We start from the raw sequence: 17,394 nt of genomic DNA on the forward strand, positions 1-17,394 counted from the left end.
TGCTTTGATGCAGGTTCTATGTTAGCTCCACCACTGAGCAGTCTTTATCTCTATTATATAGTATACTTTTATATTTTAACGCATTATCGTTGGAAAGAGTACCGTTTTATTCATTACATCATACATCCCCTGCTGAGTAATCCTGATATAAGGCAGATGCGTTGAAGAGAAAAAGAGCAGCGTATACATTGGATCTTCATGTCTATAGCCTTGATCACGCAAATAATGAACAAGCTGTTTTTCTTCCTCCATTAATTCCTCCACATTTTTATGGGACATCACACCCTTTAAGCGGAGTTCCATCTCCTGGACAATTCTTCCCCCTTCTGATATGACAATGCCTCCGCCAATTTCTTTCAGCCGGTTAAAAGCATTCAGCATTTCCTGTTTTCTTTTTCCAATTAAGATAATGTCACCGGTATTGGAAAAAGAACTTGCCATTCCATCCAGGCTTTTCGAGAACCCTTTTAGTATCGTATTTATGCGCCAGTGTCCATTCCGGTCAACAAGCATGAAGAAACATTCATCATGGTCTTTCTCCAGTTCTTCGGATGAAACGTCAATCGTGATGGAGTAGGGCTTCGTAATAACTGCATTCTCCAGTTTTATCCCGAAAGGCATGGAGAATTGCATATCATCAGCAGTCAGCTCCCAATCAATATCCAGCGGTTCGAAGCCGTATTCTCCCCATTCTACAGGCTTATAGGCGTGCAGGTTTTCACCATCTCTTTTCACCCACTCCCCTTTGGCAATAACAGATAATGGAGTTGGTTCTTTTTCATCTGACAGAAAATTAATATTGGCCACCCTTCCTGTCGCAATGGAGCCATGTAAATAATCGATTCCATAATGACGGGCCACATTAATGGTAGCCATGTTATAAGCATCAATTACCGGCACTCCTTTATCTATGGCAATGCGGATCATATGGTCAATAATTCCCTGTTCATAGAAGGAGGAAAAGGAACCGTCTGTTGTGAAGATCATCCGATCATATTGATCAATGCCGATTTCATGCATCTCGTCCAATAAAACCGGCAAATCGGGACGGATGGAAGAATATCTGAGAGATACGGTATATCCCTGTAAAAGACGATTGTAAATATCCTTTCCCGTCATCGACTCATGGTCGCAATCAGCACCAAGCAGCATGAGCTTTGCCAGCGTTTTTTCGGATGCCCCAGGAAAATGGCCTTCAATCTTTTTCCTCATCCGCTTAGTCTCCTGAATCCAATGAAGCATCATATCATCGCCATCCAAAAGCTTCGGCCAGCCTGTAAGCTCTCCTCCCTGAAGCACGGCATCATGCTCAAGCCATGATTTAACGTTCCCATGCGAAAAAACGGATTCTTCATGCTGGATTTCCGTTTGTGCATCAAATCGGCACCACCAATAGGTTGTTGCAGGCATGTTTCTCATTTCCTTCAGGAAAGAAAACGCTTTCTTTTTATCCTGCTGTAAAGCAAGGACCATATTGTCATTAATCAGGGTTGTTGTACCAAACTGCGATGCATAGCTCGCCAGGGAATGGGGATTATATAATTGAAATGGATGGGCATGCGGTTCAATATATCCAGGAACCAGCGTGAGTCCCGTACAATCAACGACCTCACACTGTTCTATTTTTTCCGGCAGCTTTTCGCCCACATAAACAATACGGTCGCCATAAATCCATATATTTGCTGTTATCCATTTGCGAAGTGCCTGATTAAGATAACGGGCGTTCTTTAGTAATATCGTCGGTGACAGTTTTCCGTCCAATACGGAAACATGTTCACGCAAGTGTCTGTTTTTCCAACGGTAACGCTGTTCCAGCACCATACTCCCTCCCTTGTTGATATCTATATATAAAAGATTCTGTTTTTAGAATAAAATCAATGAGTGAAATGGCTATAAATCAATAAAGAAAGCCCTTTCATTTCTCTTGTTTTTTATAGTAACATATTTCACTGTTTAACGCATTAAAGAATCAGTAAAAGATTGTAAAATTTTTGTGAAAGTGGTGACACAACCATGAATGTAAAACCAAATATCGGCATAGTAAATGCCTTAATACGCATAACAGTCGGATTAACTGTCTTAGCCTGGAGCACTTCAAAGCTTGTGAAAAGACCTTGGCGGGACTCTTACCTCATGATGGCCATGCTGGGCGGCATGAAGGTGGCAGAGGGAATTGTCCGCTTTTGCCCTTTGACAGCTCTTTTTGAAAGAGGCCAGGACATGGTTCAGGAAAAGCGAAAGCAGGATGGCAATCACAATAATGATGATGCTGTTGAGGAAATTCTCCCGTATAATCCATCTTAAATTTCTTAAAAAATCCAGCTCCCTATATGGGGGCTGGAAAATTGAAAGGAGCTGACAATATGTTTTGGGAATACGTAATGGATATGACGTTCGTCCTGGCAGCAATAATTGGAAGCATTGTAGCACTCCTGTTTGTGTATATCCGGAAGACTAAGAAAGGACGTGCGCGATAGCTTTATCGGCAATATCTTTGCGGTAGAATACACCTTCACACTGAAGATTTTCGAGTTCGGAATATACCTTTTGCTGTGCTTCTTTCAGAGTAGGAGCTTTAGCGCCTGCCAGCAGCACGCGGCCTCCATTTGTCACATACTCACCTGAGCTGTTTCGATCAGTGCCGGCATGGAAGACGGAGACATTTGTAAGTGATTGAAGCCCATTCAGAACGGCTCCTTTTTCATAAGCTTCAGGGTAGCCTTTAGAAGCAGCAACCACTCCGACGATTGCTTCCTTATCCCACTCGATTTCAGGCTGTTCCCCTTTTAGGACTGCCAGCATTACTCCCGCCAGATCCGACTTCATGCGGGGTAAAATCACCTGTGTTTCAGGATCTCCAAAACGGGCATTAAATTCAATTACCTTCGGGCCTGCTGTTGTTTTGATCAGACCTGCATACAGGATACCGGTAAAACTTCGGCCTTCCTGAATCATTGCTTTTGCTGCCGGCTTCAAAACATGTTCAACAGCCGCTGCAACTGTTTCATCACCAATATGCGGTACCGGTGAATAAGCCCCCATTCCGCCAGTATTCGGTCCCTGGTCTCCATCATAGGCACGCTTGTGGTCCTGTGCAATTTCTAGCGGAATCACCGTTTCACCGTTCACAAAGGCCATTAAGGAAAATTCTTCGCCTTCAAGGAATTCTTCAATTACAACCGTTGAAGAAGCTTGGCCAAACTTTTCATTCAATAATAGTTCCTCAATCCCAGACAATGCTTCCTGCATAGTCATGGCCACTATTACGCCTTTTCCGGCTGCAAGGCCATCTGCTTTAAGAACAATGGGAGCGCCTTTTGCTTCAATATAGGCTTTCGCTTCTTCATAGTTGCTGAATACCCCATATTCGGCAGTGGGGATAGCATATTTCTTCATTAGCTCCTTGGCAAAGGACTTGCTGCCTTCAATTTCGGCTGCTGCTTTTCTCGGCCCAAATACCTTTAACCCGGCTTCTTCAAATCGGTCAGCCAGCCCCTCAAGCAGCGGCACTTCCGGCCCGATTACAGTCAATTCGATTTCATTATCCTGAGCAAACTGCACAAGTTTTTCCTGTTCATGTTCCTGGATGGCAACCGCTTGAGCTGAATCTTCCATTCCCGGATTTCCTGGAGCCGCAAAAACCTGTTTCACTGAAGGGCTTTGATTCATCTTCCAGCAAATTGCATGCTCTCGGCCGCCTCTTCCTATAACCAATACCTTCATTACGCCCACCTCCGTAAAAATGTCAGCTATAATAGCAAGGCCCCTGATCGAGGCGCTTCCGCTTTTCGTATTGTCCAGCTCCAGCGCCTAGGGGCTCGAGGTCATAAGCCAACCTGTCAAAAAGGTAAAGGGCCACCTTTCCGACAGCTCGTCTTATGCTTGTCGCCCCTGATCGAGGCGCTTCCGCTTTTCGATTAATGTTTAAAATGACGTACGCCTGTAAAGACCATTGCAATTCCGTACTCATCAGCCTTTTTGATGGAATCCTCATCACGGATTGAGCCTCCCGGCTGGATGATGGCTGTGATGCCTGCTTTGGCTGCCGTTTCAACTGTATCGTTCATTGGGAAAAAGGCATCGGATGCCAGTACAGCTCCGTTCGCTTTTTCACCGGCCTGCTCAAGCGCAATTTTGGCAGAGCCTACGCGGTTCATCTGCCCGGCACCGACCCCAAGTGTCATATTTGCATCATTTACGACAATGGCATTGGATTTTACATGCTTCACAACTTTCCAGCCCATCTTCAATGCTTTCCACTCTTCTTCTGTTGGCTCTCTCTTGGTCGGAACTTTTACTTCTGCATTATCAAGGGTGAATAGATCATATTCCTGCGTCAGCAAGCCGCCTTCAATGGCGGACAATCTCATCTCCGCTTTCTTTTTGCCTTCAAAAGGAATAGTCAGCAGGCGCAGATTCTTTTTCCCTTTTAAAATCTCAAGCGCTTCATTTGAGAAGGAAGGTGCAATGATGATTTCAAGGAAGATTTCATATAGCTTTTTCGCTGTCTCAGCGTCTACTTCCCTGTTCAGGGCAATAATGCCGCCAAAGATTGATACAGGGTCCGCCTCGAAAGCTTTTGAAAAAGCTTCGAATACATTTTCCCCAGTCCCCACTCCGCAAGGATTCATATGCTTAACTGCAACCGCTGCAGGCTCTGAGAATTCTTTTACTATTTGGAGAGCTGTATCTGCATCATTGATATTGTTGTAGGATAATTCCTTGCCGTGAAGCTGTTCAGCGTTAGCAATCGAAAATTCAGAACCAAGCGGCTTGCGGTAAAAGGCAGCCTTTTGATGCGGATTTTCCCCGTATCTCAATGTTTGCTTCAGTTCATACGTAACCGTTAATTTTTCAGGTGTTTCTTCATTTGCCAAATCTGTCATATATTCAGCGATCATCGCATCATAGGAAGCAGTATGGCGGAAAACCTTTGCAGCGAGTCTGCGGCGGGTTTCCTTTTGAACCTCTCCGGTTTCTTTTAGCTGTGAAAGAACTGTTTCATAATCGGCCGGATCCACCACAACCGTTACATAGTCATGGTTTTTGGCGGAGGCACGCAGCATGGCCGGGCCGCCGATATCAATATTCTCTATCGCATCCTCTACTGTCACATCTGGCTTAGCGATAGTTTGCTGGAACGGATACAAATTCACGCACACAACCTGGATAGGCTGGATTCCATGCTCCTCAAGCTGCTGTTTGTGGCCTGGTTCGCCATGCTTTGCCAGCAGCCCGCCATGAATCATTGGATTTAATGTTTTCACACGCCCTTCCAAAATTTCCGGAAAGCCTGTCACATCACTTACTCCGATAACGGGGACTCCACTCTCTTCCAGCGCTTTTTTTGTACCGCCTGTTGAGATAATTTCAAAACCCAGTTCGCTTAACTGCTTGGCAAATTCTGTTATGCCATTTTTATCGGAAACACTGATTAATGCACGTTTCTTCATGTTCGCTCCCCCTGTCTCTGTTGAATGATACACTTTAGTTCTCTACCATTTTAGCATAGAAAAGATTTTGCAAAACCTGCGGATAAAGTTTGTGCTCGACTTCATGTATCTTCTTTTGAAGGCTATCCAGCGTTTCACCCGCACTTATATCAACTACCGCTTGAGCAATAATCGGCCCAGTATCCATACCTTCATCGACAAAATGAACCGTTACACCGCTTACCTTCACATTGGCAGATAACGCTTGGCCAATTGCATCCTTACCAGGAAAAGCAGGAAGAAGAGAAGGATGGATATTAATAATCCTGCCTTCAAACTCTTTCAAAAGCGTCGGGCCGATCAGTCTCATGTAGCCTGCGAGAATAATATACTCGGCGCCGCTCTCCTTCAGCCTTTGCAAAATCGCTCTTTCATACTCTGCTTTGCCAGCATAGTCTTTAGCTGAAAAAACAAACTGCGGAACCTGTTCGTTTTGTGCACGCTGTGTGCTGTATGCACCTGGCCGATCACAGACAAACAAGACGATCTCAGCCTGCAAATCACCTTTTTTTACAGCATCGGCAATGGCCTGAAAGTTCGTTCCGCTTCCGGAAGCAAACACTGCGATTTTTTTCATGACTTCCTCCAAGTTACAGAATTTCAATTCCTTCCTGATCCGTCACTGTCCCCATTAGATAGGATTTTTCTCCGATATCATTAAAATAGGTGATTAGTTTATCAGCATTTTCTTTATCCGCTGCAATCACCATGCCTGTTCCCATATTAAAAATGTTGTACATTTCTTTGCGTTCCAGTCCGCCGATCTTCTCCATAAGCGTGAACACAGGCGGCACTTCCCAATTGCTTTCACTAAGCTGGGCGCCAAGACCTTCAGGCAGCATGCGGGGGATATTTTCAATAAATCCGCCTCCGGTAATATGCGCCATGCCCTTCAGCTTGAATTGCTTCATAGCTGATAGAAGCGGCTTTACATAAATTTTTGTAGGGCGAAGCAGCTCTTCCCCTAAAGTGCAGCCTAATTCTTCTACATGATCTGTCAAGGACAGATTCGCTTTTTCAAAAAACAGCTTTCTGACAAGTGAGTAGCCATTGCTGTGAATTCCGCTGGATGCAAGCCCAATCAGTACATCTCCAGCTTTAATATCGGAACCATTAATCAGGCTGGATTTTTCACAGGCACCGACCGCAAAGCCGGCAAGGTCATATTCTTCCTCACTGTACATGCCAGGCATCTCAGCTGTTTCACCGCCTACGAGTGCGCATCCTGCCTGTTCGCAGCCATCCGCAATTCCTTTCACAATCGCTTCAATCCGTTCAGGCGCCGCTTTTCCGCAGGCGATATAATCCAAGAAATAAAGAGGTTCCGCTCCCTGTACAACAATATCATTTACACACATTGCGACCGCATCAATCCCAATCGTGTCATGCTTATCCATCATAAAAGCGAGCATCAGCTTCGTGCCGACACCATCTGTACCTGATACTAAAACCGGTTCCTTCAGGTTAAGTTCAGATAGATCGAACATGCCGCCAAATCCGCCCAAACCGCCAAGCACACCAGGACGAATCGTCTTCTGTACGTGCTTTTTCATGCGGGAAACTGCTTCATAGCCAGCTTCAATATCTACTCCGGCCTGTTTATATGCATTTGCCATTCCTTTTCACCTCTTGGTTGGAAAAATAAAGGCCGATTTTGTATTTTATCGGCCAACATTGTGCTTTTACCGGTCAAAAATGATGATTTACCGGTTAATTCTTTATATTTACCGGCCAAAAAGAGCAAAATACCGGCCAAGTTTCATATTTATACCTTTTCATAAGGATGCAAAGTGCTTGGATAAATCTCCGTCGGATACTGGCCTGTAAAGCATGCCAGGCATTGTCCGTCTTTTCGGCCGATTGCTTTGACCATGCCCTCTGTACTTAAAAAGGTAAGTGTGTCCGCACCAATGATTTCTCTTATTTCCTCAACTGAATGATTGCCGGCAATCAATTCTTCCTTTGTTGATGTGTCGATTCCATAGAAACATGGATTTTTAATTGGCGGTGAACTGATAAGCACATGCACTTCTGTAGCTCCTGCTTCTTTCAGCATTGTGACGATCCGTCTGCTTGTTGTTCCTCGAACGATCGAGTCGTCCACCATGATGACTCTCTTGCCCTCTACAACTCCGCGTACCGGAGACAGCTTCATTTTTACACCCTGCTCACGCAGCGATTGGGATGGCTGGATAAAAGTCCGGCCAACATAGCGGTTTTTTATCAAGCCCATCTCATATGGAATGCCTGTAGCTTCAGCATAGCCAATCGCGACAGAGATGCTTGAGTCAGGTACGCCCGTAACGACGTCCCCTTCAACTGGCGCCTCAAAGGCAAGCTGCTTTCCAAGGTTTTTCCGGGCTGTATGAACGTTGATCCCGTTGATATTACTGTCCGGACGGGAAAAATAAACATATTCCATTGTGCACATTGCAATATTAGAGGCCATTGCAAACATTTCAGAACGGAATCCATTGTCGTCAATAATCAGCAGTTCTCCTGGCAGGATATCGCGGATATACTCTGCACCGACAACATCAAAAGCACATGTTTCAGATGCAACCGCATAAGCATCGCCGATTTTGCCAAGCGAGAGCGGCCTCATGCCGTTCGGATCCAGCGCAACCATCAGTTCTGTTTCGGTCATAATCAGAAAAGCATAAGCTCCTTTAATCATGGATAAAGCATTTTTGACACGGTCCTTAAGTGAAGAGAAGCCTGCACGCTTAATTAAGTGAGCCAGCACCTCTGTATCCGAGCTCGTTTGAAAAATGCTTCCCTGTCCTTCAAGCTGATGCTTCAATGCAGTCGCATTCACCAGGTTTCCATTATGGCAAAGTGCAAGACTTCCGCTTTGTGAGTTGAATAGCAGAGGCTGGACATTTTCATATCCGCCCCCGCCGGCAGTCGCATAGCGTACATGTCCGATTGCTGCTTTTCCTTCCAGTTCCTTCATGGCATCTGCAGTGAAAATTTCCGTTACTAGCCCCTCACCTTTTATGCCTTTCAGCTTTTTGCCATCGGTAACAACCATTCCCGTGCCTTCCTGGCCGCGGTGCTGCAGACTATGAAGCCCGTAATACGTGATCTGGGAAGCATCCTGATGCCCCCAGATTCCAAAAACACCGCACTCTTCATTCAGTCCTCTTATTTCAGCAAGCATGGGATAGCCCCTTTCCAGGCCTGCTTTAGAACGTCAACCTGTTCAGCAAGCAATAGGCCCTCTTCATTGGAGATATAAAGTATAGGTGCTTCTGTTACTTCACCGATTAATGTCGCGTCTACTAAACTTTCAAATACTTCCTGGTTTTCTTTTTTGACAGATAGCAAGAAACGGGATTGTGATTCACTGAATAAAGCTGAAGTCGCATTTCCTTTTACCTTGATATCCGCTCCCAGACCTGTTGAACCAATCAGGCTTTCCGCAGCTGCTACCGCTAAACCGCCTTCTGCCACATCATGGGCAGATGCAACAAGTCCCGAACGAATAGCTTTTAAAATTTGTTCCTGTGCCTTTTCTTCTTTTTCGAGATCAAGTTCAGGCGCTTTTCCAAAAATCTTGCCGTATGTCATCTTCTGCAGCTCACTGCCGCCGAACTCATCCTTTGTTTCGCCTACCAGATAAATAAGATCACCAGCTGCTTTAAATGATTGTGTTGTAACATGATCAATGTCATCAACAAGCCCGACCATTCCAATGACAGGTGTTGGGTAGATAGCTGTTCCATTTGTTTCGTTATATAAAGAGACGTTTCCGCCGATAACTGGCGTATTCAATGTGCGGCATGCTTCACTGATTCCATCTGCCGCTTTTTCGATTTGCCAGAAGATTTCAGGCTTCTCCGGGTTTCCGAAGTTAAGATTATCTGTTATCGCCAATGGCTGACCGCCGGAGCAAATGATATTTCTTGCTGCTTCAGCCACAGCAATTTTTCCGCCTGTTTCAGGATCAAGATACATATAACGTGAATTACAGTCTGTCGTCATGGCCAATCCTTTGCGGGTGCCGCGGATGCGAATGACTGCAGCATCTGATCCAGGTGCCACTACTGTATTCGTGCGGACCATATAGTCATACTGGTCATAAACCCATTCCTTGCTGGCGATTGTCGGCTGCTGAAGGAGCTTTACCAATGTTTCTTTATAATCTTCAACCGCAGGAACTTCATTTTCCATTGCCTGAAATTCGCGGAAATATTCCGGCTCGCTTGATGGCTTATGATAAACCGGCGCATCCTCTGCAAGCGCATCTACCGGCAGCTCTGCTACCACTTCTCCCTGATGAGTCAGGCGGAGCATTTTATCATCGGTTACCTTGCCGATAGATACTGCTTCAAGGCCATACTTGGAAAATAAATCAACGATCTCCTGCTCGCGTCCTTTTTTCACGACAATCAGCATTCTCTCCTGAGACTCGGAAAGCATCATTTCATATGCAGTCATGCCTGTTTCCCTTTGAGGAACAAGGTCAAGATTCATTTCAATTCCGGATCCCGCTTTGCTGGCCATCTCAGCAGAAGAGCTTGTCAGACCGGCAGCTCCCATATCCTGAATGCCGACAAGTGCGTCAGACTGGACCAGTTCAAGGCATGCCTCTAGCAGAAGCTTTTCCATGAATGGATCGCCAACCTGGACAGCCGGGCGTTTTGATTCTGATTGGTCTGTTAATTCTTCAGATGCAAAAGTAGCACCATGGATACCGTCACGGCCGGTTTTTGCTCCAACATACATGACTGTGTTGCCTACTCCATGGGCCTGGCCTTTTTTAATATCCTTATGGTCGATTAAGCCGACACACATAGCGTTTACAAGCGGATTTCCTTCATAGGAAGAATCAAACTGCACTTCTCCCCCAACTGTTGGAATGCCGATGCAGTTTCCGTAACCTGCAATGCCTGCGACTACTTCTTTAAAAAGGTACCGTACACGAGGAGTATCCAATTCTCCAAAGCGTAAAGAGTTGAGGAGCGCGACCGGTCTTGCTCCCATTGAAAATACATCGCGGATAATCCCGCCGACACCTGTTGCTGCCCCCTGGTAAGGCTCGATTGCAGACGGATGGTTGTGGCTTTCAATTTTAAAAACAACTGCTTGCCCATCGCCGATATCAACAATTCCAGCTCCTTCCCCTGGTCCCTGAAGTACTTTCTCTCCTGTTGTCGGAAATTTGCTTAAAACGGGCTTTGAGTTTTTATAGCTGCAATGCTCTGACCACATAACCGAAAACAAACCGATTTCTGTGTAATTTGGCAAACGCCCGATAATCTTTTCAATCATCGCAAATTCGTCATCAGACAAACCCATTTCTTTGTATACCTTCTGTGCCTTTAACTGTTCCGGACTTGGCTCAAGCATTAACGACATGTGCTTCCCTCCATTGTTTTACGATTGATTGAAAAAGTTTCAGGCCATCTGCTCCCCCTAAAAGCTCATCAACAGCTCTTTCAGGGTGCGGCATCATGCCGAGTACATTTCCTTTTTCATTGACAATGCCTGCGATGTTTTCCAGGCTGCCATTTGGATTCGTTCCATTGTAAGTAAAAACGATTTGGTTATTTTTCTTCAATTCAGCTAGAACAGCTTCATCACAATAATAGTTTCCTTCACCATGGGCGATCGGAATATTGATTACTTCATCCTTCTCATATGCAGATGAAAACATGGTCTCATTGTTTTCAACCCGTAACTCCACGGTGCGGCAGATGAATTTCAGGCTATCGTTTCTTCTCATTGCCCCAGGCAAAAGACCAGCTTCAAGAAGGATTTGAAATCCATTGCAGACGCCCAGGATCGGCTTTCCTGCTTCAGCCGCTTTAACAACTTCTTTCATGACATTACTGAAGCGTGCGACAGCACCCGAACGGAGATAATCTCCGTAAGAGAAACCGCCGGGAAGAAGAATCCCGTCATATTCGTCTAAACTTTCCGCGTCATGCCAGACATATTCGGCTTCCGCTCCAAGCTCATCCTTTACTGCATGGTACATGTCGATGTCACAATTAGACCCTGGAAATACGATCACAGCAAACTTCACTGAGCAACAGCCTCCTCAATTTCAAAGCGGTAATCTTCAATCACTACATTAGCTAATAAGCGCTCACACATTTCCTTCACAGCTTCTTCAACAGGACGGTCGCTTTTATCCACTATCAGTTCCATGTATTTTCCAATGCGCACATCAGACACTTCGCTGTAATTCATGGAATGCAGAGAATTTTTTACAACTGTTCCTTGAGGATCTAGAACACTTTCTCTTAATGTGACGAAAACTTTTACTTTGTACATACTGTTTGGCCTCCCAGTCGAGCTAAAATATTTTCATAAGCATCTGTTAAATTTCCAAGGTCTCTGCGGAAAACATCTTTATCCAGCTTTTCATTTGTTTCAATATCCCAAAGCCTGCAAGTATCTGGCGAAATCTCATCAGCCAGCAGAATTTGTCCTGATTCATCTTTACCAAACTCCAGCTTAAAATCTACTAATTTAATGCCGAGGTCTTTGAAAAAGTCTCTTAAAATGGCATTAACCTGAAGTGCCTTTTCCTGTAAAAGGGCTGCTTCCTTTTTATCAGCCAGCTGAAGAACTTCAATATGATCTTCTGTCAGCAGCGGATCACCGAGCTCGTCATCTTTGTAGTAGAATTCAACAATCGGCCTCGGTAACTCTTTCCCTTCTACAACTCCCAATCTCTTAGAAAAGCTCCCCGCTGCAACATTGCGGACCACTGTTTCGAGCGGAATGATATCCACCTTTTTAACAAGCTGCTCAGTCTCTGAAAGTCTTTCAATAAAGTGAGATTCAATTCCCAGGTCATGAAGCTTTGAAAAAAGCAAACTCGTAATCTCGTTATTCAAACGGCCCTTGCCGCTGATGCTTGCTTTTTTCTCACCATTAAAGGCTGTTGCAGAATCTTTGTATTCAATCCAGACGATATTTTCATCGTTTGTTTGATAAACCTTTTTGGCTTTGCCTTCGTATAACAATTCTCCTTTTTCCATAGCGGAGAGCCTCCCTTATTTGAATAGCACATGTCTGCTAGACATTATTATTAAGAAGATTGGGAATTTTCCCGATAATAAAGAGGTAAAGACTGCTCTTTACCTCTTTATTTTTTTATAAACCTAGACGGTCAAAAATGGTGTCCACATGCTTGATGTGGTAGTTATAGTCAAAGCAGTCATCTATTTCTGCTTCGGTTAGCTTTGATGTAATCGTCTCGTCCTGCTCGATCAGGCTGCGGAATTGCACCTGTTTTTCCCACGCTTCCATAGCCCGCGGCTGAACAGTATCATATGCCTCTTCACGAGTCATGCCTTTGTCAATTAAGGCCAGAAGAACACGCTGAGAGTAAATCAGCCCTAACGTACGGTCCATATTGCGCTTCATGTTTTCAGGGAAGACTGTTAAATTTTTCACGATATTTCCAAAGCGGTTCAGCATATAGTTCAGCGCAATCGTTGCGTCAGGCAGTATGATTCTTTCAGCTGATGAGTGGGAAATATCCCGCTCATGCCATAATGCCACATTTTCATACGCAGTCATCATATAGCCGCGGATCACTCTTGCCATTCCCGTCATATTTTCTGAACCAATCGGGTTGCGTTTGTGCGGCATTGCTGAAGATCCCTTTTGACCTTTCGCGAAGAACTCTTCCACTTCACGCGTTTCGCTTTTTTGCAGGCCGCGGATCTCTGTCGCAAATTTTTCAATTGAAGTGGCTACAAGCGCAAGCGCCCCCATATAATGTGCATGACGGTCACGCTGAAGTGTTTGCGTTGAAATGGGCGCTGGCTGGATGCCCAGCTTTTCACACACATATTTTTCAACAAACGGATCGATGTTTGCATATGTTCCAACTGCACCTGAGATTTTACCGAATTCCACTCCAGCAGCTGCTTCTTTAAAGCGGTCAAGATTACGCTTCATTTCTTCATACCATAGTGCAAGCTTTAATCCGAATGTAGTCGGCTCAGCATGTACCCCGTGCGTACGGCCCATCATTACTGTATGCTTGTGTTCCTGTGCTTTGTTTTTCAGGATTTCCACAAAGCGTTCGATATCTTTTAGAAGAATATCATTCGCCTGTTTGATTAAGTATGAAAGCGCCGTATCAACCACATCTGTGGAAGTAAGCCCGTAATGAACCCATTTGCGTTCCTCGCCAAGCGTTTCAGATACCGCACGAGTAAAAGCGACCACATCATGCCGTGTTTCCTCTTCGATTTCTTTAATACGGTCAATATTAAAAGAAGCATTCTCACGGATTTTCTGAACATCTTCTTTCGGAATATCCCCTAATTCAGCCCAAGCTTCACAAGCAAGAATTTCTACCTCAAGCCAAGCCTGAAAGCGGTTCTCTTCTGTCCAGATAGCTCCCATTTCCGGTCTCGTATAGCGTTCAATCATGTTTTATCCTCCGATCTTTTCCTTCACAGGGGTCCAAATGCCGCTTCTTTCTGCTTCTTCAAGTGCCTCTTCGGCTGATTTCCGCAAAAGCGTGACATGGCCCATCTTGCGTTTATATTTGGCATCCTTTTTTCCATACAAGTGAATCTTCCAGTCATCCAATTCAGGTATTTTCTTAATTAAAGGCTCCTGATGCTCTCCTAGTATGTTTACCATAACAGCCGGTTTTAATAGCTCCGTGCTGCCAAGCGGCCAATTGCAAACTGCACGGATGTGCTGTTCAAACTGGGAGGTTTCGCAAGCTTCTATCGAATAATGGCCTGAGTTATGCGGACGAGGCGCAAGCTCGTTAATGTAAATCTGTCCGTCTTTTGTCAGAAACATTTCGACTGCCAATGTACCGACAAGGCTTAAAGCTTCTGCCAGCTGGTTTGCTGCATTTATTGCCCTTTCCTCAGCATCGGCTGTGATCATGGCCGGCACAATTGTCTGGTGCAGAATGTTTTCTTTATGGACATTTTCCCCGACTGGAAATACCGCTTTTTCTCCCGAGATATTCCGGCAGATAATAACCGATATTTCCTTTTCGAATGGAATCCATTTTTCAAGGACGCACACGCCATTCTCAAGAAGCTGTGCAGCTTTCTTAATATCCTGCCCGCTCTTTATTACAACTTGCCCTTTTCCGTCATATCCGCCTCTGGATGTCTTTAATACTGCTGGATAGCCAAGCTTTTCTATATTATCATAAATATCTTTTTCAGTAGTAATGACCGCATATGGCGCTACCTCGCAGCCGGCTTTTTGGATGGCTGCTTTTTCCTTTGTCCGGTCCTGGGTGATTTCCAGCACCTCGCTCCCCTGTGGGACGTACGCATTTGCACATAGCCACTCAAGAGCTTCCGCACTGATATTTTCAAATTCATATGTCACAACGTCACTGACGTCAGCTAACTCTTTTATAGAATCTAAATGGCCATATTCTCCAATGATTTTAATATCCGCAACCTGGCCGCAAGGAGAGTCTTCTGCCGGATCTAAAACGGCAATCCTGAAGCCATTTGCTTTTGCTGCAAGTGCCATCATTCTCCCAAGCTGTCCCCCGCCAATAATTCCAATTGTTTGTCCAGGTAAAATTGTTTTATTAGACAAGTTCATCACTGCTTTCTAGTACTTCCTGTTTTGTTTTATCTCTTTTTGACTGAAGACGTTCTGCAATGGCTGTATCAAAAGCGCCAAGTATTTGTGCTGCCAGCAATCCGGCGTTAGTGGCTCCTGCTTTTCCAATCGCAACCGTTGCAACCGGGACGCCGCCGGGCATCTGAACAATGGACAGCAATGAATCCAGTCCGTTTAGAGCTTTTGATTGGACTGGCACTCCAATGACAGGAAGTGTCGTTTTCGCTGCAACCATTCCTGGAAGGTGTGCCGCTCCTCCTGCACCCGCAATAATTACCTTTATTCCTCTGTCTCTTGCCTGCTCAGCATATTCAAACATAAGATCTGGAGTCCGATGGGCTGAAACAACCTTTTTTTCATAAGGGATTTCAAGCTCTTCCAGAATTCCGCAAGCGTGCTTCATTGTCTCCCAATCTGATTTGCTTCCCATAATGACTGCTGCTTGTGCGCTCATTCTTTCTCCTCCAAATCTTCCAATATAAAAAACCCGCACAGACCCTTCTCTTAATATGAGAGAAAGTAATCTGTCCGGGCTAAAAAGAACCATAAGGAAGACACCTGCAAACGGCAGGAACCATTCCTTCTACATGCCGGGCATATCAGCTTTCCCTCATAGTCCAGCAATTTACGGTTGCCGGGTAGAAACTTATGGGCCCTATTCCCATTATTATACGAGGGGTTTATTCACGTTTTATTAACTACCATCATATTAACAACATACCTGATACTCTGTCAATCGAAAAATCGAACAATACTAAAAGTCAGACAATTAATGTTCGTGTTTTAATCTTCTAATCGTTTTGCTTCAAAAACTATCTGCCTTCCAGCCGGTTCATAATCGACTTTACCACCCGTCTTAACTTCTTTAAATATAGGCTTCTCAGTCCTTCTAACAGGTATATATCCTGCCTTTTGTATCCTGTCCAGGCACTGGTCAATCGTTTCGTTTTCCTGGACCTCAAACACCATTTTGTTTTTGGCTTTGCTCATTGGGATAACTTTCCTCTCTTAACAGATTTCACCCAGAAACCGCCATGAATCGTTTTTGGCTCATAAGCGATGATGAAGGCCTTAGGATCCAGCTCTTTAATCGTCTGATAAAGCTTTAATTCATATTTTCTTGGTGTCAGGATCTGAAGGGCCATCCTATCGCCTTCAAGTCCATTGGCAGCCCAGTTTGTGACACCATAGCCTTTATCCCTTAAAGCTTTTGGAAGATCCCTGTCATATTCCTTTGTAATTACATTTACCGTAATATAGCCAAGAGCAAGCTTCTCTTCAATTTTCATGCCGGCAATAACGCCAATTCCATAACCGACTGCATAAGCAATCAGATTTTGTATTTCATTTAGGTTATCCAGAACCAGCCCTAAACCTATGACATAGATAACAACTTCGATGGTGCTTATAAAAGCTGCAAGGTACCGCTGCCCCTTAAGCGTAAGAATCATCCTGATGGTAAAAAATGATACATATACAATATTAATGATCAAAATAATAGCGACCATAATAAAACTGTTTTCCAGCAAAGCAAGCGTCCTCCTTTATGGGGGATTTAAAGGCATATGGGCGCCCCTTCCCCATTAAGTCCCTATTGTACAAAAGAAATTGGCGTTTGATAACCTTTTTTTTGCAAATTGGATTCTTTATGAATAGGTTATCCTTTTTTGAGTGGGATGAAACGGCTGAATTATGCCTTCATTAGTTGAGGCTATATAAAGGAGAGAGTATCTAAAGGTTTTTATCTAATAGGTTTTGGAGATTATCCAGCATGTTTCTATCTCGATTAGAAGTTTATTTCACATTTGGCATAATATATCTTGGTAAAGAACAGATTTAACACATAAAACAGGCAGTGAAGTAAGGAGTGGCGAATATAAATGAATTCTGACACATATACGAGTAAAAGGGACGCATATAAATTCCAAAGTGAAGCATAACATGAAAAAGTGACGCATATATGTATTTTCCACCAAAAAGAAGAGTTCAAATATAATATTTGGATAAAGTAATACATCCAAACACACAAAAAAGAGCACCCATCAGGTGCTCTTTCATATGCCCGGCAGCGTCCTACTCTCACAAGGGGACAGCCCCTAACTACCATCGGCGCTGAGAAGCTTAACTTCCGTGTTCGGTATGGGAACGGGTGTGACCTTCTCGCTATCGCCACCGGACTATTTGGTTGAAGAAACTTCGTTCCCTCAAAACTAGATAATGCATGAAGAAGCATTTGCCGAGTATTCACCAATGACTTGTCTAGCTTCGGCTCCTAACTTCTCGGCCGTTTCGATCCGTCCCTCCAAATCCCAAAACC

17 protein-coding genes, 1 rRNA gene and 1 riboswitch are annotated in these 17,394 nt (G+C 44.4%); of the genes, 2 read left to right on the forward strand and 16 right to left on the reverse strand.

The features are described 5' to 3' along the window. Positions 1–75: 75 nt before the first annotated feature. A complete protein-coding gene (locus MKY20_RS02090; RefSeq protein WP_026041806.1) occupies positions 76–1,818 on the reverse strand; it encodes an adenine deaminase C-terminal domain-containing protein in 1,743 nt (580 codons plus the stop codon). A gap of 195 nt (positions 1,819–2,013) precedes the next feature. Between MKY20_RS02090 and MKY20_RS02095 the strand changes: the two genes are divergently transcribed. Beyond that, positions 2,014–2,304, forward strand: a complete 291-nt coding sequence (locus tag MKY20_RS02095; protein ID WP_009336749.1) for a YgaP family membrane protein — start codon at positions 2,014–2,016, stop codon at positions 2,302–2,304. A gap of 59 nt (positions 2,305–2,363) precedes the next feature. Beyond that, positions 2,364–2,477 (forward strand): EYxxD motif small membrane protein, encoded by a 114-nt coding sequence (locus MKY20_RS02100; protein WP_335582802.1) that lies wholly within the window; start codon positions 2,364–2,366, stop codon positions 2,475–2,477. On the opposite strand, the gene purD is transcribed toward MKY20_RS02100, so the two are convergent. The 15 genes from purD to rrf all read right to left on the reverse strand — a co-directional run bounded on the left by purD (position 2,455) and on the right by rrf (position 17,254). Then, positions 2,455–3,723 (reverse strand): phosphoribosylamine--glycine ligase, encoded by a 1,269-nt coding sequence (gene purD / locus MKY20_RS02105; protein WP_019382932.1) that lies wholly within the window; start codon positions 3,721–3,723, stop codon positions 2,455–2,457. The two genes, MKY20_RS02100 and purD, sit on opposite strands and share 23 nt — an antisense overlap. 194 nt (positions 3,724–3,917) lie before the next feature. Beyond that, positions 3,918–5,453, reverse strand: a complete 1,536-nt coding sequence (gene purH, locus MKY20_RS02110; protein ID WP_341000207.1) for a bifunctional phosphoribosylaminoimidazolecarboxamide formyltransferase/IMP cyclohydrolase — start codon at positions 5,451–5,453, stop codon at positions 3,918–3,920. A gap of 34 nt (positions 5,454–5,487) precedes the next feature. Then, positions 5,488–6,069: a phosphoribosylglycinamide formyltransferase gene (purN, locus tag MKY20_RS02115; RefSeq protein WP_019382934.1), complete on the reverse strand. Its 582-nt coding sequence runs from the start codon at positions 6,067–6,069 to the stop codon at positions 5,488–5,490. A gap of 13 nt (positions 6,070–6,082) precedes the next feature. Continuing rightward, the gene (gene purM / locus MKY20_RS02120; RefSeq protein ID WP_019382935.1) at positions 6,083–7,108 is read right to left on the reverse strand and encodes a phosphoribosylformylglycinamidine cyclo-ligase; all 1,026 of its coding nucleotides are present in this window, start codon (positions 7,106–7,108) and stop codon (positions 6,083–6,085) included. 149 nt (positions 7,109–7,257) lie between these two features. After that, positions 7,258–8,655: an amidophosphoribosyltransferase gene (purF, locus tag MKY20_RS02125; protein WP_071158092.1), complete on the reverse strand. Its 1,398-nt coding sequence runs from the start codon at positions 8,653–8,655 to the stop codon at positions 7,258–7,260. Beyond that, the gene (gene purL, locus MKY20_RS02130) at positions 8,640–10,856 is read right to left on the reverse strand and encodes a phosphoribosylformylglycinamidine synthase subunit PurL (protein ID WP_019382936.1); all 2,217 of its coding nucleotides are present in this window, start codon (positions 10,854–10,856) and stop codon (positions 8,640–8,642) included. Before purL ends, purF begins: the two co-directional genes overlap by 16 nt. Beyond that, the gene (gene purQ / locus MKY20_RS02135) at positions 10,840–11,526 is read right to left on the reverse strand and encodes a phosphoribosylformylglycinamidine synthase subunit PurQ (RefSeq protein ID WP_019382937.1); all 687 of its coding nucleotides are present in this window, start codon (positions 11,524–11,526) and stop codon (positions 10,840–10,842) included. The genes purL and purQ overlap by 17 nt, the downstream gene beginning before the upstream one ends. Next, a complete protein-coding gene (purS, locus tag MKY20_RS02140; RefSeq protein WP_019382938.1) occupies positions 11,523–11,777 on the reverse strand; it encodes a phosphoribosylformylglycinamidine synthase subunit PurS in 255 nt (84 codons plus the stop codon). The genes purQ and purS overlap by 4 nt, the downstream gene beginning before the upstream one ends. Further along, the gene (gene purC / locus MKY20_RS02145) at positions 11,765–12,490 is read right to left on the reverse strand and encodes a phosphoribosylaminoimidazolesuccinocarboxamide synthase (RefSeq protein ID WP_019382939.1); all 726 of its coding nucleotides are present in this window, start codon (positions 12,488–12,490) and stop codon (positions 11,765–11,767) included. The genes purS and purC overlap by 13 nt, the downstream gene beginning before the upstream one ends. A 115-nt stretch (positions 12,491–12,605) precedes the next feature. After that, the gene (gene purB / locus MKY20_RS02150) at positions 12,606–13,898 is read right to left on the reverse strand and encodes an adenylosuccinate lyase (protein ID WP_009336739.1); all 1,293 of its coding nucleotides are present in this window, start codon (positions 13,896–13,898) and stop codon (positions 12,606–12,608) included. A 3-nt stretch (positions 13,899–13,901) separates the two neighbouring features. Next, on the reverse strand, positions 13,902–15,056 hold the full coding sequence (gene purK / locus MKY20_RS02155; RefSeq protein ID WP_175502193.1) for a 5-(carboxyamino)imidazole ribonucleotide synthase: 1,155 nt from the start codon (positions 15,054–15,056) through the stop codon (positions 13,902–13,904). Continuing rightward, positions 15,043–15,531 carry a 5-(carboxyamino)imidazole ribonucleotide mutase gene (gene purE, locus MKY20_RS02160; RefSeq protein WP_026041807.1) on the reverse strand — a complete coding sequence of 163 codons (489 nt, stop codon included), beginning with the start codon at positions 15,529–15,531 and terminating at the stop codon, positions 15,043–15,045. The genes purK and purE overlap by 14 nt, the downstream gene beginning before the upstream one ends. A gap of 139 nt (positions 15,532–15,670) precedes the next feature. Further along, positions 15,671–15,772, reverse strand: a riboswitch (purine riboswitch). Between the two features lie 88 nt (positions 15,773–15,860). Then, a complete protein-coding gene (locus MKY20_RS02165) occupies positions 15,861–16,067 on the reverse strand; it encodes an NETI motif-containing protein (protein WP_019382942.1) in 207 nt (68 codons plus the stop codon). After that, positions 16,064–16,606 carry a DUF2179 domain-containing protein gene (locus tag MKY20_RS02170; RefSeq protein WP_009336735.1) on the reverse strand — a complete coding sequence of 181 codons (543 nt, stop codon included), beginning with the start codon at positions 16,604–16,606 and terminating at the stop codon, positions 16,064–16,066. The genes MKY20_RS02165 and MKY20_RS02170 overlap by 4 nt, the downstream gene beginning before the upstream one ends. A 531-nt stretch (positions 16,607–17,137) precedes the next feature. Continuing rightward, positions 17,138–17,254, reverse strand: a 5S ribosomal RNA gene (gene rrf / locus MKY20_RS02175). Positions 17,255–17,394 lie beyond the last annotated feature (140 nt).

This window comes from Cytobacillus sp. FSL W8-0315 (assembly GCF_038002905.1).
Classification (GTDB): Bacteria; Bacillota; Bacilli; order Bacillales; family Cytobacillaceae; genus Cytobacillus; species Cytobacillus pseudoceanisediminis.

Excerpts from the sequence above, each read along its gene's own strand:
- purD (WP_019382932.1), bottom strand. The coding sequence starts at position 3,723 with ATGAAGGTATTGGTTATAGGAAGAGGCGGCCGAGAGCATGCAATTTGC.
- purL (WP_019382936.1), bottom strand. The coding sequence starts at position 10,856 with ATGTCGTTAATGCTTGAGCCAAGTCCGGAACAGTTAAAGGCACAGAAG.
- MKY20_RS02165 (WP_019382942.1), bottom strand. The coding sequence starts at position 16,067 with ATGAGCAAAGCCAAAAACAAAATGGTGTTTGAGGTCCAGGAAAACGAA.
- purK (WP_175502193.1), bottom strand. The coding sequence starts at position 15,056 with ATGAACTTGTCTAATAAAACAATTTTACCTGGACAAACAATTGGAATT.
- purC (WP_019382939.1), bottom strand. The coding sequence starts at position 12,490 with ATGGAAAAAGGAGAATTGTTATACGAAGGCAAAGCCAAAAAGGTTTAT.
- purM (WP_019382935.1), bottom strand. The coding sequence starts at position 7,108 with ATGGCAAATGCATATAAACAGGCCGGAGTAGATATTGAAGCTGGCTAT.
- purN (WP_019382934.1), bottom strand. The coding sequence starts at position 6,069 with ATGAAAAAAATCGCAGTGTTTGCTTCCGGAAGCGGAACGAACTTTCAG.
- purE (WP_026041807.1), bottom strand. The coding sequence starts at position 15,531 with ATGAGCGCACAAGCAGCAGTCATTATGGGAAGCAAATCAGATTGGGAG.
- MKY20_RS02095 (WP_009336749.1), top strand. The coding sequence starts at position 2,014 with ATGAATGTAAAACCAAATATCGGCATAGTAAATGCCTTAATACGCATA.
- purH (WP_341000207.1), bottom strand. The coding sequence starts at position 5,453 with ATGAAGAAACGTGCATTAATCAGTGTTTCCGATAAAAATGGCATAACA.
- MKY20_RS02100 (WP_335582802.1), top strand. The coding sequence starts at position 2,364 with ATGTTTTGGGAATACGTAATGGATATGACGTTCGTCCTGGCAGCAATA.
- purB (WP_009336739.1), bottom strand. The coding sequence starts at position 13,898 with ATGATTGAACGCTATACGAGACCGGAAATGGGAGCTATCTGGACAGAA.
- purF (WP_071158092.1), bottom strand. The coding sequence starts at position 8,655 with ATGCTTGCTGAAATAAGAGGACTGAATGAAGAGTGCGGTGTTTTTGGA.
- purS (WP_019382938.1), bottom strand. The coding sequence starts at position 11,777 with ATGTACAAAGTAAAAGTTTTCGTCACATTAAGAGAAAGTGTTCTAGAT.